This is a genomic window from Xanthobacter oligotrophicus (assembly GCF_008364685.1).
Taxonomy (GTDB): domain Bacteria; phylum Pseudomonadota; class Alphaproteobacteria; order Rhizobiales; family Xanthobacteraceae; genus Xanthobacter; species Xanthobacter oligotrophicus.
In genome coordinates, this window is sequence record NZ_VTTL01000013.1 from 28,770 (window position 1) to 45,361 (window position 16,592).

Annotated in this window: 12 protein-coding genes; 5 read left to right on the forward strand and 7 right to left on the reverse strand. The window is 69.5% G+C overall.

Features of this window, described 5'->3' with window-relative positions:
- Positions 1-15: 15 nt before the first annotated feature.
- A complete protein-coding gene (locus FZ033_RS20440) occupies positions 16-1,542 on the forward strand; it encodes an acetyl-CoA hydrolase/transferase family protein (protein ID WP_149577909.1) in 1,527 nt (508 codons plus the stop codon).
- Between the two features lie 26 nt (positions 1,543-1,568).
- Here FZ033_RS20440 and FZ033_RS20445 read toward each other — a convergent pair whose 3' ends face one another.
- Positions 1,569-2,027: an RICIN domain-containing protein gene (locus tag FZ033_RS20445; RefSeq protein WP_188079602.1), complete on the reverse strand. Its 459-nt coding sequence runs from the start codon at positions 2,025-2,027 to the stop codon at positions 1,569-1,571.
- Between the two features lie 439 nt (positions 2,028-2,466).
- Here FZ033_RS20445 and purH point away from each other — a divergent pair, with 439 nt between their 5' ends.
- On the forward strand, positions 2,467-4,056 hold the full coding sequence (gene purH / locus FZ033_RS20450) for a bifunctional phosphoribosylaminoimidazolecarboxamide formyltransferase/IMP cyclohydrolase (RefSeq protein WP_149577911.1): 1,590 nt from the start codon (positions 2,467-2,469) through the stop codon (positions 4,054-4,056).
- Positions 4,057-4,089: 33 nt separating this feature from the next.
- Here the strand turns inward: purH and FZ033_RS20455 are convergent, their stop codons facing one another.
- The 5 genes from FZ033_RS20455 to tlpA all read right to left on the reverse strand — a co-directional run bounded on the left by FZ033_RS20455 (position 4,090) and on the right by tlpA (position 11,720).
- Positions 4,090-4,956 carry a hypothetical protein gene (locus FZ033_RS20455; protein ID WP_149577912.1) on the reverse strand — a complete coding sequence of 289 codons (867 nt, stop codon included), beginning with the start codon at positions 4,954-4,956 and terminating at the stop codon, positions 4,090-4,092.
- A gap of 55 nt (positions 4,957-5,011) precedes the next feature.
- Positions 5,012-7,141 carry a glycosyl transferase family protein gene (locus FZ033_RS20460; protein WP_149577913.1) on the reverse strand — a complete coding sequence of 710 codons (2,130 nt, stop codon included), beginning with the start codon at positions 7,139-7,141 and terminating at the stop codon, positions 5,012-5,014.
- A gap of 19 nt (positions 7,142-7,160) precedes the next feature.
- Positions 7,161-9,455 carry a cellulose biosynthesis cyclic di-GMP-binding regulatory protein BcsB gene (locus FZ033_RS20465; protein ID WP_149577914.1) on the reverse strand — a complete coding sequence of 765 codons (2,295 nt, stop codon included), beginning with the start codon at positions 9,453-9,455 and terminating at the stop codon, positions 7,161-7,163.
- Position 9,456: 1 nt separating this feature from the next.
- Positions 9,457-10,671, reverse strand: coding sequence for a non-hydrolyzing UDP-N-acetylglucosamine 2-epimerase (gene wecB, locus FZ033_RS20470; protein ID WP_149577915.1), 1,215 nt, complete (start codon positions 10,669-10,671; stop codon positions 9,457-9,459).
- A 251-nt stretch (positions 10,672-10,922) separates the two neighbouring features.
- Complete coding sequence (gene tlpA, locus FZ033_RS20475) at positions 10,923-11,720, reverse strand: thiol:disulfide interchange protein TlpA (RefSeq protein WP_232847586.1); 798 nt, start codon at positions 11,718-11,720, stop codon at positions 10,923-10,925.
- 16 nt (positions 11,721-11,736) lie between these two features.
- On the opposite strand from tlpA, the gene argH reads away from it, so the two are divergent.
- The 3 genes from argH (at position 11,737) to lysA (ending at position 14,978) form a co-directional block, all read left to right on the forward strand.
- Positions 11,737-13,125 (forward strand): argininosuccinate lyase, encoded by a 1,389-nt coding sequence (gene argH / locus FZ033_RS20480; RefSeq protein WP_149577916.1) that lies wholly within the window; start codon positions 11,737-11,739, stop codon positions 13,123-13,125.
- Between the two features lie 140 nt (positions 13,126-13,265).
- Positions 13,266-13,616 (forward strand): LPS translocon maturation chaperone LptM, encoded by a 351-nt coding sequence (lptM, locus tag FZ033_RS20485; protein ID WP_149577917.1) that lies wholly within the window; start codon positions 13,266-13,268, stop codon positions 13,614-13,616.
- 93 nt (positions 13,617-13,709) lie between these two features.
- Entirely contained in the window at positions 13,710-14,978 is a 1,269-nt protein-coding gene (gene lysA, locus FZ033_RS20490) for a diaminopimelate decarboxylase (RefSeq protein WP_149577918.1), read from the forward strand.
- A 66-nt stretch (positions 14,979-15,044) separates the two neighbouring features.
- On the opposite strand, the gene FZ033_RS20495 is transcribed toward lysA, so the two are convergent.
- On the reverse strand, positions 15,045-16,376 hold the full coding sequence (locus FZ033_RS20495) for a putative bifunctional diguanylate cyclase/phosphodiesterase (RefSeq protein ID WP_149577919.1): 1,332 nt from the start codon (positions 16,374-16,376) through the stop codon (positions 15,045-15,047).
- Between the last annotated feature and the right edge of the window lie 216 nt (positions 16,377-16,592).

Sequence of the window (16,592 nt, forward strand, 5' to 3'; positions counted from 1 at the left end):
AGGGACGGCCTCTCCATGCCTCACGCGCGTATCCGCCTCTCTTCCCTCGCCGACAAGATCGTCTCCGCCGAGGAAGCGGCCGACCACATCCAGGACGGGATGATCGTGGGCATGAGCGGGTTCACCCGCGCGGGAGAGGCCAAGGCGGTGCCCATGGCGCTGGCCGCACGGGCCAAGGTGGCCCACGCCGCCGGCCAGCCCCTGAAGATCACGCTCATCACCGGCGCCTCGCTGGGCAACGACCTCGACAAGCAGATGGCGGAAGCCCACCTGCTCTCGCGCCGCATCCCGTTCCAGTCCGACCCCGCGCTGCGCAAGGCCATCAATGCCGGCGAGGTCATGTTCGTGGACCAGCACCTGTCGGAGACGGTGGAGCACCTGCGCACCAACCAGCTCGGCCCGGTGGACGTGGCGGTGATCGAGGCGGTGGGCATCACCGCGCAGGGCGGCATCATTCCCACCACCTCGGTGGGTAATTCGGCCACCTTCGCCATCCTCGCCAAGAAGGTGATCGTCGAGATCAACCTGACCCAGCCCATGGAGCTGGAGGGGCTGCACGACATCTACATCCCCACCCGCCGGCCGTTCCGCGAGCCGATCCCGGTGGTGGCGCCCGAAAGCCGGGTGGGCCTGCCCTTCATCCCGATCCCGGCCGAGAAGATCGCGGCCATCGTCATCACCCAGAAGCTGGACAGCGCCTCCAACGTCCTGCCGCCGGACGACGAGACGGCGGCCATCGCCTCCCACCTCATGGAGTTCCTGAAGCACGAGGTGAAGATCGGCCGGCTCACCAACCGCCTGCAGCCGCTGCAGGCCGGCATCGGTACCATCGCCAATGCGGTGATGCACGGCTTCATCGACAGCCCGTTTTCCGACCTCACCATGTATTCGGAGGTGCTGCAGGATTCCACCTTCGACCTGTTCGACGCCGGCAAGCTGAACTTCGCCTCGGGCTCGTCCATCACCCTGTCCAAGACCAAGCACGACCAGGTGATGCCGCGCATCGCCGATTATAAATCCCGGCTCATCCTGCGCCCGCAGGAGATTTCCAACCATCCGGAGATCATCCGCCGGCTCGGCCTCATCGGCATCAACACGGCGCTGGAATTCGACATCTTCGGCAATGTGAACTCCACCCACGTGGGCGGCACCAGCATGATGAATGGCATCGGCGGCTCGGGGGATTTCGCCCGCAACGCCTATCTGTCGGTGTTCGTGACGAAATCCATCGCCAAGGGCGGCGCGCTCTCCTCCGTGGTGCCCATGGTGAGCCATGTGGACCACACCGAGCACGACGTGGACATCCTCGTCACCGAGGTGGGCCTCGCCGACCTGCGGGAACTGGCGCCCCGCGAGCGGGCGCGGGTGATCATCGACAACTGCGTCCACCCGCTCTACCGCGACGCGCTGGACGATTATTTCGCGCGGGGATGCGCGCGGGGCGGCCACACCCCGCACATCATCGAGGAGGCGCTCTCCTGGCACGTGAAGGCGCGGGAGACCGGCTCCATGCTGCCGGAGCAGGAACTGAGGATCGCCTGAACGGGCGATCCTGCGGCGGCGTCCGGCTATTTCAACCGGAAGAAGCGGGACGGGTGCTCGTCACAGGGAAATTGCACCGCGGTCTGGTTGAGCCCCGTCGATCCGCCCGCGATGGTCAGGCACAGCCCGCTGTTGACATTGACCAGCCGGAACAGGCCGCCGTCAAACGGCGCGTAGACCCAGCGGCGGGACGGGTGGTCGTCGCAACTGTACTGCACCGAAGGCGTATTGCGATCGCTGTTCCCGCCCGCGACCGTCAGGCACAGATTGCTGTTCACATTCCGTATCTTGACGATGTTGCCCTCGATGGGCTCGATGACCCAGGCCCGCGAGGGGTGCGTGTCGCAGTGGTACTGGACGGTCTGCTCGTTCTGGTTATCGGTCCCGCCGGCAGGGCTCAGGCACAGATTGCTATTCGCATTGGCGATCTGGACCCGACCGGAGGGAGGTGGAGCCGCCCCGGCCGGTGCGATGAGCGCGGCCATGCAAACGGCGGTCGTACAAACGGAAGCGGCGCACCTGAAGGCGCCATGCCAGTTGAGCATTGTGCCATTCCTTCTGCTCAGCCAAGAATGACCCCCATGGGTCTCTTCTAAACATGACAACCGGCAAGGGCGCATCCGCCATTTGAGGGACGAGACGATCCCAATACCTTTAGTGAAGAAGAAGAGGTCCGGGCTTTTCTAGCAGTCCTCTGCTACACCCTGCGCGAGGCGTGGAACGCCCTTCGGGGCTCTTTGGGATCCGGCCTCCCCTCCCACGCCCGCCCGCGACGGCGGGAGGCAGGGCTTCACAGCGCACAGCGTTCAAGCCTCCGCCATGCCGCCCCTCCATACCGGCCATGCCCTCAGGCCGGGCCTGCCGGCTGGCTCTGGCCGCCCAATGGTGATAGGCGAGCGGCAATCTCATCACCGGAGCCGCTCTATGACCGCCGATATCCGTCCCGTGACCCGCGCCCTCCTCTCGGTGTCGGACAAGACGGGTCTCGTGCCGTTCGCCACGGCGCTGGTCGCCCACGGGGTGGAGCTGGTTTCCACCGGCGGTACCGCCAAGGCCATCGCCGAGGCCGGCCTGCCGGTGAAGGACGTGTCCGACCTCACCGGCTTTCCCGAGATGATGGACGGCCGGGTGAAGACCCTGCACCCCAAGGTGCACGGCGGCATCCTCGCCATCCGCGCCGACAAAGGCCACCAGGCGTCCCTCGCCGAGCACGCCATCGCCCCCATCGACCTCGTGGTGGTGAACCTCTATCCGTTCGAGGCCACCGTCGCCCGCAAGGCGAATTTCGACGAGACCATCGAGAACATCGACATCGGCGGCCCGGCCCTCATCCGCGGCGCGGCCAAGAACCATGGCGACGTGGCCGTGGTGGTGGAAGCCGCCGACTATGAGGCGGTGCTGAACGAGATCGCCGCGCACGGCGGCACCGCCCTGCCCCTGCGCCGCAAGCTCGCCCAGAAGGCCTATGCCCGCACCGCGGCCTACGACGCGGCCATCTCCAACTGGTTCGCCCGCGAGCTGAAGGAGGAGGCCCCGGCCTTCCGCGCCTTCGGCGGCAAGCTCATCGAGGCCCTGCGCTACGGCGAGAACCCGCACCAGTCCGCCGCCTTCTACGCCTCCGACGAGATCCGTCCCGGCGTCGCCACGGCGCGGCAGGTGCAGGGCAAGCAGCTGTCCTACAACAACATCAACGACACCGACGCCGCCTTCGAGGCGGTGGCCGAGTTCCACCCCGCCCGCACCGCGGCGGTGGTGATCGTGAAGCACGCCAACCCCTGCGGCGTGGCGGAAGGCGCCTCCCTCGCGGAGGCCTATGCCAAGGCGCTGGCCTGCGATCCGGTCTCGGCCTTCGGCGGCATCATCGCGGTCAACCGCACCCTGGATGCGGCCTCGGCCCGCGCCATGGTGGAGATCTTCACCGAGGTGATCGTCGCCCCCGACGCCACGGAGGAAGCCATCGCCGTGGTGGCGTCCAAGAAGAACCTGCGCCTGCTGCTCACCGGCGGCCTGCCCGACCCGCGCGCTCCCGGCCTCACGGTGAAGACCGTGGCTGGCGGCCTGCTGGTGCAGGGCCGCGACAATGCCAGCGCCGACGACCTCGACCTGAAGGTGGTCACCAAGCGCGCCCCCACGGACCGGGAGCTGACCGACCTGCGCTTCGCCTTCCGCGTGGCGAAGCACGTGAAGTCCAACACCATCATCTATGCCAAGGACCTCGCCACCGTTGGCATCGGCGCCGGCCAGATGAGCCGCGTGGACTCAGCCCGCATCGCCGCCCGCAAGGCGCTGGACGCGGCCGAAGCCCTGGGCCTCGCGGCGCCGCTCACCAAGGGCTCGGTGGTGGCCTCCGACGCCTTCTTCCCCTTCGCCGACGGCCTGCTGGCGGCGGTGGAGGCGGGCGCTACGGCGGTGATCCAGCCCGGCGGCTCCATGCGCGACAACGAGGTGATCGCGGCGGCGGATGCGGCGGGCCTCGCCATGGTGTTCACCGGCGTGCGCCACTTCCGCCACTGAGGCGAGGGCGCGGAGGAAAAGGGGCGCCCGCCCCTACCCCGCCAGCAGCTTCTTCACCAGCAGGCGGTCCACATAATGCGGGCCGTCGAACACGAATACCTCGAAGCCCTCGTAGGCGCGCAGCTGGGGCAGCAACTCCGCCGCCGTGGCGGCGCGCAAAAGGTCGCCGCCCGCCGGGCGGAAGGCCTCGGCGATCAGCCTGAAGCGCTCGCTGCCCAGTCGCTGCGTCAGCACCTGCGCATAGGAGCGCGCCGCCTCCGGACTGCGGGTATAGACCCCCACCCCGTCCTGGAAGAGCAGCCCCACGTCACTGGGCAGCCAGCCCTCGACCCAGTCGGCGAAGGCCTTGGCGCCCACGTTGGAATTGTCATAGGCACTCACCCACAGCGGCCGGGGAATGTCGGCGATGGCCGCCGCCATCTGGCCGACCCCGGTCCAGGTCGGGTCCGCCTCCACCGGGAAATAGAAGCCCGCGGGCGTGAACGGCAGGCTTTGCCGCGCAACCCGTGCCGACAGCGCACCGAGCGCCAGCACGTCGCGCCGCGCCTCCGGCTCCTTGAAGCGGCCGGCGAGGCCGGCGATGATGGTCTGCGCCCACGGCTCGCGGGCGATGCGGGTCCAGTTGGGCGCGTCGGCGATCAGCGGCAGGCCGAGGTCGGGCAGCGGCACGAAGGCGGTGCCATCGGCCACCAGCCATTGCACCAGCAGGCTGCGGGCGCCGATCTCGTTCCAGTCGCCGCGCGGATCCAGCAGGCCGCCATGGACCTGCCAGACGATGCCCTCCATCAGGCGCGGCGCGCGGCCGAGCCGCCGTACCGCCAGATCGAGCCCAACGAGGCCGGCCCCGGCCAAAGCCGTGGCGCCGATGGCGAGCGCGGCGCGGCGGCTCAGCACGGCCATGGCCTGCGCCGACTGACGCCGGGCCCGGCTGGCTGAAACCGGCCCGCCCGCCCGCTCACAGGGCGGCGACAGTGAGCCGGCGCTCCTGCTCGCGGACGGTGGCCTCGATGGCCTCTTCCTTCACGATGCCGCAGCGCACGAGATATTCGCCGATGCGCCCGTCCACGTCCGGGCGGTAATGCTCCATGGCCGCCTCGAACGCCTCGCGCTGCATCAGGCCCTTTTCCAGCAGCAGCTCGCCCAGCAGCGGCGGCGCCCGGTGGCCCTCGATGCCGGGGGTGACGCCGCGCAGCAGGCGCAGGCCGCCGTTGATCTCGCTCTCGCGGGCGATGCGCTGGACCGGCAGGTCGCCCACCGCCTCGCGCACCTCCTCGCGGGCCTTCTCGCCGAGGGGGGACGAGACCGCCACCACCAGGCGCCCGGTCTCGTCGCGGCCCACGGGCAGCAGGCGCCGGCGCACCATCAGGTCGAGGGGCAGCAGATCGTGGAACTGGCGCACCATCTGCTCGGTCACGTGGGTGCGCGGCAGGCCGGACTGGAAGGCGATGGCCTCTGCCAGGGTCTCCTCGTCCAGCCAGCCGCGGGAGACGAGGATGCGGCCGAGGGGCTGCTGGCGCTCGTCCTGCGCGGCCAGCGCCGCGTCCACGTGCTCCGGCAGCACCGCCTGCCAGGTGAGCAGCAGCTCGCCCAGCCGCTGGCGCTGCTGGCCCAGCTCCGCCTGGTCGGGAAAATCATGCATCGTCTTGTCCCAGACGATGCGGCGGCCGAACAGGGCATTTGCGAGGAACAGCCGCCACGCCCGCACGGTGGCGGCGAAATTGACGAAATTGCCCATCACCACCCGCGGCACGGACATGAGCCCCTGCTCCCAGCCATAGACCCGGGCGACGAAATAGAAGCGCTGGACCAGCCGCAGGGCGAAGGCCACCGCATTGGCGGTGAGCACAGCCAGCAGCCAGCCTTCCGTGGCGAAGATGGAGGGGTAGCGCGCCGGCAGCCAGCCGAGCTTCTCGGCGGCGAGGAAGATGAGGAAGTGCGCCGCCACCACATAGGCCAGCACCGCCACGATGGAGGTGACGATGCCCTTGCGGTCGCGGAACAGGAAATATTTGGTGGCGAGGCTCCCGCGCCAGCCCATGTAGCCCCAGCCCTGGAAGGCGATGCCCAGCCCCCAGCGCGCCTTCTGCCGGTAGGAGGTGCGAAAGGTGTCGGGGAAGAATTCGCGCACGCACAGGGGCATGCGGATGACGCGCTCGATCTCGGGCCCAAAGCCGAAGAAGGTCTCGCGCGTCACCCGGTAGTCGACCGGCAGGCGGGCGATGATGGATTGCATGCGCGCCTCGGCGAGGCGCGCGCTGATGTCGTAATCCTCGGTGAGGCTGCCGGTGTTGAAGACCTCGCCGTTGCCGTCGGCGAGAAGATGCAGCATGGCCCTGCGCGAGAAGCAGGTGCCCACCCCGGCGGAGGGCACCGAGCCGGCGATGCTCTCGCGCACCACCAGGTCCTTGGCGTGCCACTCGGCGAACTCGTCCATGTAGATGCCGGCCACCAGCTCCGACCAGTGGCGCTCCAGCGACAGCACCGGGATCTGGATCAGGTCCTTGCGCGGCAGGAGATAGTTGAAGAAGCGCAGCTCGAGGGGGTGCAGCACGTCCTCGGCGTCGTGCAGGACGAGGCCGGCGAACTCGGTGCCGGTCATCTCCTCGTGCTGGAAGATGGCGCGCACCACGGCGTTGAGGCAATCGGCCTTGTTGGTGGGGCCGGGGTTCTTCACCTCCACCCGCACCAGCTGCTTGTAGCGCCGGCGCATGCGCTCCACCTCGGCGATGGTGTCGGGATCGTTGGGGTAGGTGCCCACGAAGATCACGTAGCGCCGGTAGTCGAGTACGCTCACCATGTTCTCGATCATGGCCGCGATCACGCCGGATTCGAGCCAGGCGGGAATCATGATGGCGAGCGGCTGCTCGTCCCGCTGGTAGAGGGCGGCGGGTGTGAGCGGGCGGATGAACGGCTCGATGACGAAGCGGCGGTAGATCCGCCGCCCCCAGTACCAGGCATCGACGAACAGGTCGTCGATGGAGGAGATCAGGATGATCACCGCCACCACCGCCGCGGCGTATTCCACCACGCGGATGTAATCGGCCAGCAGGAATGGCCAATAGAGGGACAGCCCGTCGAGGGACATGGCGGTGATCCTTCCTGCGTCAGTTGCCGCGACGACGCACGTAGGAGGCGCGGATCAGCAGCAGGAAGAACAGGGCGGCGGCGCCGACGCCGAGCGGCAGGCCCCACTCCGACGACTTCTGCCACAGGCGCTGGAGGGTGCCGGCCGGCCCGTCGGTGTCGGCCACCCGCACCGTGCCCGGCGCGGCGCCCGAGGCGCTGAGCTCGGTGAGCGTGCCATCCACGCCCACCAGGGCCACGTCGCCACGGGAGAGGCGCACCGGCTTTTCCGGCGTCATGGCCACCGGGCCGATGCTCTGCCAGACGATGCCGCGGGCCTCATCCGCGCGCAGGGCCTGCACCAGCGCCACGTTCTTCAGCCCGGAGATGTCGAGCAGGCGCGCCTTGTCGTCGGTGCCGACGATGAGACGGTCGCCCTCTACCCGGGCCTTGGGGGTGATGCCCTGCACCGGTACGTCGAGGGCGAGGAAGGCCCCGGCGGCGCGGAAGGAAGCGCCGGGACCGGCCACCTCGAAGCTGCTGGAGCGGGCCGGGACGCCGGCAGCGGCCGCCGCCCGCACCACGCGGGGCAGGCTCGCCCTGGCGCTGGCGAGATAGGTGTCGGGCACCACGAGACGGCCACCGGAGGCCATGGCCGCGATCACGCCGAGGAAATCGCCGCCGGGGGCCGCGCCACCCAATTCGAAATGGCTGGTGGGCAGCACCGAGACCGGGAACGCCTGGGGCGTCTCGCGGCAGCGGTCGCTCACCGGCTGGCGTTGGAAAGTCACGCGCAGCACGTTGCGGGCGGCCAGCGCATAGGGCGGCACGGCGGCCGTCAGGTGCTCGGGATGGCCGGTGGCCTCCAGCCGCTTGGCGGCCAGCAGCACGTCGTTGAGGAACACCGCCACCACCGGCTCGGAGGTGGAGGCGCCGGGGGCGGCTGCCACGTCGAGGTTGAGCCGGCTCGGCAGGGAATGACCGCCGGTGGCGGCGGCGAGATCGAAGCTGACCACGAAGTCGCCGCGGGCCAGCACGTCGAGGTTGCCCTCGGCCGGGCCGAGGCTGGCGAGGGAAACCGCCGATGGCTTCTGCGGCACCGCGTCCACCGCGCGGATGGTCACCGCGCCGGAGGCCAGCGACGTGCGCCAGAAGCTGTCGAACAGCGCCGTCGCCTTGCCGCCGGCAGCGCCGCCCACCGCGATCACCGGCCGGCCGGCGAGAGACTGCAGGCTCACCTCGTCCGCCGCCACGGTGGCCGCGCCGAGGCTCGCCGCCTTGGCGCGCCACTCGGTGAAGGCGGCCGAGGCCGGGCCGAGGCGGGCGCCGAGAGCATCCAGCGCCCCCTTGATGGAGGTGAGGAGGCCGGCGTCCGCCACCGCCACGTCGGCGCCCAGCGGCGAGCCGGGCAGCACGAGGAGGGCGCCCAGATCCGCCGCGTCCTTGATGCGATATGTGCCGATACCGACGAAGTTCGAGAACGGCGCCACCACGCGCAGCGAGGCTGGAACGTCGAGGCCGGAGAGGTCCACTTCGTCGCCGATGGCGGGCAGTGTCTTCACCACCAAGCGCTTGCCGGCGGCTTCCAGCGCCAGCCCGAGCCGCCAGGCGGTGTCATAGGTGTCCTTGGTCAGGGTGCCCCCCGCCACCAGCAGGCTGCCCGATCCGGGCATGCCGCTCCAGGCGGTGGCAAGGTCGCGTACTGCGCCGGCCTCAAAGGAATAGGTGAAGCGGCTTTTGGGGCTGATCTTCAAGACGTTGCCGATGCCGCGCTCGTCCGCGCACAGATATTCGCCGATCACCGACGACCAGGCGGTACCGAGGCGCACGAAGCCGGTGGGGCGGGGCTTGCCATCCACCGCGACGGTCGCCGACGCGCTGCCGCTGTCCCCTTCCAGCCGGCGGGAATAGACCGGGGTTCCGTCCACCGAGAGCACCAGGGTGGTGCGCCCGCCGTCGCCGCGCAGATACTCGCCGTCGAGGGCGATGGCCGCATCGCTCAGCGGCACGCCGGCCGGCACAGGCAGGTAGAGGTCGCGGCGCGCATCCATGCCCTGAAGCACCACCGGCCCGTCGATGCCGAGATCGGACAGGGTATAGGAGCGCGTCACCCGCGTGTCCGCCGCCCGTTCCTGGATGGCGGAGACGATCGGATCCGCCGTCTGCGCCACCGCAGGCGCGACACCAAACAGGCCAGCGATGAGGCCGGCCGGCAGCAGCGCCGCCGCGAGCCGGGCGGCGAGTGGTCGTGCGGCCCTTCCGGCAGCCATGGCGCGGCCGCGCGCCAGGAGGACGGCGGGCGGGAGAGCCGGCGCGAAAGCGGGATGGTGTCTCATGTCAGTCTCTCACGAGCATGGCGGCAAGACCGGCCGGACGCCGGGGCGCGGGCACGGCGGAAGGGAAGGCGGGGGCAACGGACAGCGGTGAGAATTCCTCCACCGGCCGTCCGCACAGGCAGTCGAGGATGCGGCGACAGGCCTGCCCGTCGCCGTAAGGATTGATGCGGCCGCCATAGGCGGCATAGGCGTGCGGATCGTCGAGCAACCGCGTGACGGCGGCGATAATGGCGGCGCGGGAGGTGCCGACCAGCTCCACCGTTCCCGCCTCCACCGCTTCCGGCCGCTCGGTCACTTCGCGCATGACCAGAACCGGCTTGCCCAGCGCCGGCGCCTCCTCCTGCACGCCACCGGAATCGGTGAGCACCAAGTGGGCACGCTGCAGCAGCCGCTGGAACGGCAGATAGTCGAGGGGCGGCACCAGATGGATGTTGGCCCGTCCGGCCAACTCCTCGGTGACAGGCCCGCGCACATTGGGGTTGAGGTGCACCGGATAGACGATCTCCACGTCGGACCGGCCGGCGATCTCAGCCAGCGCCGCGCAGATGGAGCGGAAACCGTCGCCGAAATTCTCCCGGCGATGGCCGGTGACGAGCAGGATGCGCTTGCGGGGATCGAGCGCCGGCAGCCCCCGGTCGAGGGCGGCGGCAAGCTCCGGGTCGCCATCAATCCGGGACTGGGTCGCCTGGAGGGCGTCGATCACGGTATTGCCGGTGACCACCACCCGGCCGGCGAGCCGCTCGGCGGCAAGGTTCGCCCCGGCGCCGGCGGTGGGCGCGAACAGGAGGTCGCTGACCAGATCCACCACCCGGCGGTTCATCTCCTCCGGGAAGGGCTGGGCGAGATCATAGGTGCGCAGGCCCGCTTCCACATGGCCCACCGGGATGCGGCGATGGAAGGCGGCCAGCGCCGCCGCCATGGCGGTGGTGGTGTCGCCATGCACCAGCACGCGATCGGGCTGGACCTGCGCCAGCACCTGGTCGAGGCCGGTGAGCGCGCCGGCGGCAAGGCCGTTGAGCCCCTGGTTGTGGGCCATGAGGCCGAGATCGAAATCGGGGCGGATGTCGAACAGGTGCAGCACCGGGTCCAGCATCTCGCGGTGCTGGCCGGTGACGCAGACCACGGACGCGACCTCAGGCGCCCCCGCGAGGGTGCGAACCAGCGGCGCCATCTTGATGGCCTCCGGGCGCGTGCCGAAGATCGACAGAATTCTCAAGGCGCGTCCCCGGTGATTCGATTTTGGCCGTTGCACGAGCCATTATTGTCAAGGTCAAGTTTTTAGCACTGACGGAGCGTGGAACGCAATTTACCGTTGAACGGGGCTTCGTGTGGTAGGCTTGCGGGCATGCGACGGCCCCTGCACGGCCTCCGCCTTCCATGGTCACGCACTGTGAACAGAGAAGGTTGAGCGACACTTAAGCCCAAAATCCTTTTTTCGCAAAATGCGAATTTTGCGCCCGCACGGTGTTACCGCACCGGCGATGGAACCGCGCCTGTCGCCAGCGCCGCGCGCACCAGGGCCTCGGCCTCGGCGCCACCCCATTCGGCGGGTCCCGCAAGGAAACCCATCTCGCAGCCGTCGCGGTCCACGATGAGCGTGGTGGGCAGGCCGAAACCTCGTCCAACCCCGCGCAGGGCCTGAAAAGTCCTGGTCGCGGGGTCGGCGTAGAAGGCGAGGTGCTTCACCCCGATTTCGTTAAGGAAGGCGCGGGGCTTCTCGGGATCGCGGGTGTCGAGATTGACCGCCACCACCTCGAAATCCGGCCCGCCGAGGGTCGCCTGCAGGCGGTCGAGGTCCGGCATCTCCTTGCGGCAGGGCACGCACCAGGTCGCCCAAAGATTCAGCAGCACCACCCGGCCCTTGAAGTCAGCCAGCGTCACCTCCTTGCCGGTGCCGTCGGTAAAGGCGAGGGGCGGCAGGCGGCGGGGCTCGGTGGCGGGGGCGAAGGCGGCAAGGCCGCCCTTGACCAGCGGAGCGAACGCGCGCGCACGTTCCACGGTGCCCTGGCAGGCCGCATCCGCCACCTTGGACGAAGCCGGCTCCGCGGCCGGCGCGGAGGTGACCTGAGGCGCCTGTGCATTGCCGGGGAGGCGGTTCATCCCGTATAGGGCGAGCGCGCCGGCAACGGCGCCCGCCAGCGTCGCCAGCGCGACGATCGCGACGGTCCGCACGCCGGAGCCGCGCGCCCCCTTGGGAGGCGTCGCTGCCGGCCCGGTCGCCGTCTCGTCGGTTTCGGTCGCGCGGGGCTGGTCGGCTTCGGTCATCACGAGGGGATCCGTCATGAGCAACAAGATGTGGGGCGGGCGCTTTACCTCCGCCCCCGACGCCATCATGGAGGAGATCAACGCCTCCATCGGCTTCGACCAGCGTCTTTATGCGCAGGACATCGCCGGATCCAAGGCCCATGCGAAGATGCTCGCGGCCCAAGGCATCGTGGCGGCGCAAGATGCCGACAAGATCACGGAGGGTCTAGACACGATCCTGTCAGAGATCGAGGCCGGCAATTTCACCTTCAGGCGCGAGCTGGAGGACATCCACATGAACGTGGAGAGCCGCCTCGCCGAGCTGATCGGGGCCTCCGCCGGCCGCCTCCACACCGCCCGCTCGCGCAACGACCAGGTGGCCACCGACTTCCGCCTCTATGTGCGCGACACATTGGATGCCCTCGACGCCCAGCTCGCCGACCTGCAGCGGGCGCTGGCCGAGAAGGCGCTGGCCCATGCCGCCACCGTCATGCCCGGCTTCACCCATTTGCAGACCGCCCAGCCGGTGACCTTCGGCCACCATCTGATGGCCTATGTGGAGATGGTGGCGCGCGACCGCGGCCGCCTCGCCGATGCGCGCAAGCGCCTGAACGAATGCCCGCTGGGCTCCGCGGCGCTCGCCGGCACCTCCTTCCCCATCGACCGGGAGGCCACGGCGAAAGCCCTCGGCTTCGATCGGCCCACCGCCAATTCGCTGGACGCCGTCTCCGACCGCGACTTCGTCATGGAGACGCTTGCCGCCGCCTCTATCTGCGCGGTCCATCTCTCCCGCTTCGCCGAGGAGGTGGTGATCTGGACCTCGCCGTCCTTCGCTTTGGTGAAGCTCTCGGACAAGTTCACCACCGGCTCGTCCATCATGCCGCAGAAGCGCAATCCGGACGCGGCCGAGCTGGTGCGGGCCAAGGCCGGGCGCATCATCGGCGCGCTCACCGGCATCCTGGTGGTGATGAAGGGCCTGCCCTTGGCCTATGCCAAGGACATGCAGGAGGACAAGGAAGGCGCCTTCGACGCCTTCTCCGCCCTCTCGCTGGTGGTGGCGGCCTCGGCCGGCATGGTGCGTGACATCGTCCCGGACGAGAAGCGCATGGAGAAGGCGGCGGGCCAGGGCTATTCCACTGCCACCGACCTTGCCGACTGGCTGGTGCGCGCCCTCAACATCCCGTTCCGGGAGGCCCACCACATCACCGGGCGCATCGTGGGGCTTGCTTCCGACCGCGGCATTGCGCTGCACAAGCTGTCCCTCGACGACATGCAGGGGGTGGACCCGCGGATCACGCAGGATGTGTTCTCGGTGCTGTCCGTGGTGCGCTCCGTGCGCAGCCGGGTGAGCTATGGCGGCACCGCGCCGACCCGGGTGCGGGCGCAGGCCAAGCGCTGGCTGAAGAAGCTCGGGGTCCCGGCGTGACGCACCCTCCCCGCCCCGTGTCGCGCCCCGCGCCGTCGCCCAACTTGCAGCCCATCCTGCAGCGCGGGAGGCGGGGGCTCGCCTTTGGCGCGGCGCGGGCTATAGTGGCGGCCACCTTTTCCGGAACGGCCCAATCCGCCATGCGCCCTCTTCTCGTCCCCCTCGCCCTCTGCGGCACCCTCGCCCTTGCGGCGTGTGGCGTGAAGGGACCGCTTGAGCCGCCGCCCGGCGCCCATGCCACCCCCGCGGCCACCAAGCCGGCGGTTCAGCAGGCGGCAGTCACCTCGGCCAAGCCCGGAACCAAGCCGGGCGCGGCGGCCGATGCCCCCTATATCGCCCCCACCTCGGACGGCGAGATCCTCGAAAGCGCCACCCCCCACGCGGAGTGGCAGAAAAAGAAAGCGGCCCCCGGCGCCACCACCGGCGAATCGCCGCTGCTGAAGGGCGTCACCAAGCCCGACCAGCCCTTCATCCTCGACAGCCTGCTCTGAGAGCAGGCCAAAAGAGGTAAAGCCTTCGCGCCCGGCGGACGGACCCCGACCGTCCCGGCCCGAACGACAGCGCGCACGGACCGCCCCCTCTCCATGCACCATTTCGACTACCGCAACGGCTGCCTCTTCGCCGAGGACGTGGACATCACCCCCCTCGCCGGCGAGGTGCACACCCCCTTCTACTGCTATTCCAGCGCCACGCTGGAGCGCCACTACCGGGTGTTCATGGAGGCGTTCAGCGGCCGCGACGTGCTGCTGTGCTATGCCCTGAAGGCCAATTCCAACCAGTCGGTCATCGCCACCCTGGCCCGGCTGGGCGCGGGGGCGGACATCGTCTCGGCTGGCGAGCTGGCGCGCGCCCGCGCCGCCGGCGTGCCCAGCGAGCGCATCGTCTTCTCCGGCGTGGGCAAGACCCGCGAGGAAATGGCGGCGGCGCTGGACGGCGGCATCCTGTGCTTCAACGTGGAGAGCGAGCCGGAGCTTGACGCCCTCTCCGAGGTGGCGACGGCCATGGGGGTGAGCGCCCCGGTCTCCATCCGCGTCAATCCGGACGTGGACGCCAAGACCCACAAGAAAATCTCCACCGGCAAGTCCGCCACCAAGTTCGGCATTCCCATCTCGCGGGCCCGCGAGGTTTACGACTATGCCGCGCGCCTGCCCGGCCTCGCCATCACCGGCGTGGACATGCACATCGGCAGCCAGATCACCGACATGGCGCCCTTCGACAATGCGGTGACGCTGCTGGCGGAGCTGGCGCGCGACCTGCTGGCGGCGGGCCACAAGCTGCATCACATGGATCTCGGCGGCGGGCTCGGCGTGCCCTACGCGGCGTCCGATCCAGTGCCGCCGCCGCCCAGCGCCTATGCGGAGGTGGTCAGGCGCGCCCTCGGCGACCTGAAGCTGCCCCTGGTGTTCGAGATGGGCCGCATGCTGGTGGCCAACGCCGGCATCCTCGTCACCAAGGTGATTTACGTTAAGGAAGGCGAGGGCAAGACCTTCGTGGTGGTGGACGCCGCCATGAACGACCTCATCCGCCCCACCCTCTACGAGGCCCACCACGACATCATTCCCGTCGTCGAGCCGGCGGCCGATGCGCCGCTGGTGGTGGCGGACGTGGTGGGACCGGTGTGCGAGACCGGCGATTTCCTAGCCCTCGACCGTCCGTTGCCGCGCCTGAAGGCCGGCGACCTGCTGGCGGTGATGACCGCCGGCGCCTATGGCGCAGTGCAGGCCGGCACCTACAATACCCGTCCGCTGGTGCCGGAAGTGCTGGTGCGCGGCGCGGCGGCGGCGGTGGTGCGACCGCGCCTCGAGGTGGCAGACCTCATCGCCCTCGACCGCCCCGCGCCCTGGCTGGCCTGATCCGGGCGGGCGTGGTTACGGCCGGCCCGGAAACGCCCTGAACCGAAAGCAAGGCCCGGCGGGCGTTCAGCTCGCCAGCCGGCGGTCGGCGATAAAGGCGAGCAGCGCCTCTTCCGTCATGGGACGACCGAGGAAGAAGCCCTGCACCTCGTCGCAGGTGTCGGCCCTGAGAATGGCGAGCTGGCTCTCCGTCTCCACCCCTTCCGCCACCACCTGCATGCCAAGCGCGCGGCCGAGCCCGAGGATGGCCTGGACGATGGCCAGGGCTTCCTTGGAATGGTCCAGGTCGCCGACGAAGCGCCGGTCGATCTTGAGGGCGTCGAACGGGAAGGTCCGCAGGTAGCCCAGCGACGAATAGCCGGTGCCGAAATCGTCCATGGACAGGCGCACGCCAAGCTTCTTCAGCCCCGCCAGCACCTCAAGCGCCTTCTCGGCATTTTCGATCAGCACGCTCTCGGTGATCTCAAGCTCAAGCCGCTCCGGCGCCACGCGGGTGCTTTTGAGCACCGCATCCACCGTGTCGACAAGCGCGTCATTGCGGAACTGCACCACCGAGACGTTGACGGAGACGTTCAGGTCCGGCAGGCGGGAGATGGTGTCGCATGCCTTGCGTAGCACCCATTCGCCGATGGGAATGACAAGACCGCTCTTCTCCGCGATGGGGACGAACGCATCGGGGGCGAGCAGCCCAAGCTGGGGATGGTCCCAGCGGATCAGGGCCTCCACCCCGAGCAGCTTCAGCGTCCGCGCGTCGCAGCGCGGCTGGAACAACAGCACGAACTCGTCGGACACGATGGCCCGCCTGAGGTCGCCTTCCAGCGTCCGCCGGCCACTCATCTCGTCGTTCATGTCGTCGGCGAAGTAGGAGCAGGTGCCGGGACCTTCGGCCTTGGCCTGCTCCAGCGCCAGCTCGGCGCAGCGCACGAGGCCGTCGGCATCCTCCGCATCGAGCGGAGCAAGGGCGATGCCCATGTTGACCAACGGATAGGCCACCGCGCCGGACGACAGGCCGATGGGCGCGTTCAGCGCCGACTGAAGCCGCCGGGTCAGGCCGTCCACCGCCTTCGCATCCCCGACGCCGGTGGCGACGACGATGAAGGTGTCGGCGTCCACCCGCGCCACCAGATCATGGTCGCGCACGCAGCGGCGGATGCGCCGCGCAGTCTCGGCGAGGATCAGGTCACCCGCGCTCGGGCCGAACATCTCATTGAAATGGCGGAAATTATCGAGGTCGAGGCAGAAAACGGCCAGCACCCGCCGGGCTTCCTGCGGCGAGCTGAGCGCACCGGCGAGGAACTCGGTCATCAAGAGGCGATTGGGCAGGCTGGTCACCGGGTCGTGCAGGGCAAGATATTCCGATTCCCAGGGTCCACGCGCTCCATCGTCGGCGTCGCTCACAAGTCACCCAATGCCGATCGTTGCGATGGCCCACCCGCGACCGGGACGCCCCTGGGGGCCGGCCCTTTCGACGATCGGCGCATCCACTCGTCCCCCGGCCCTGCCCGATCATCATCCTTGTCGGGTAGCTACCGTCTGCTCCCGGCATGGTGATCCCCGCCCGGCCGGGTGGCAAGAGCGATATCGCCGCCAAGCCCGCTCCCGTCAAGGTCGCGC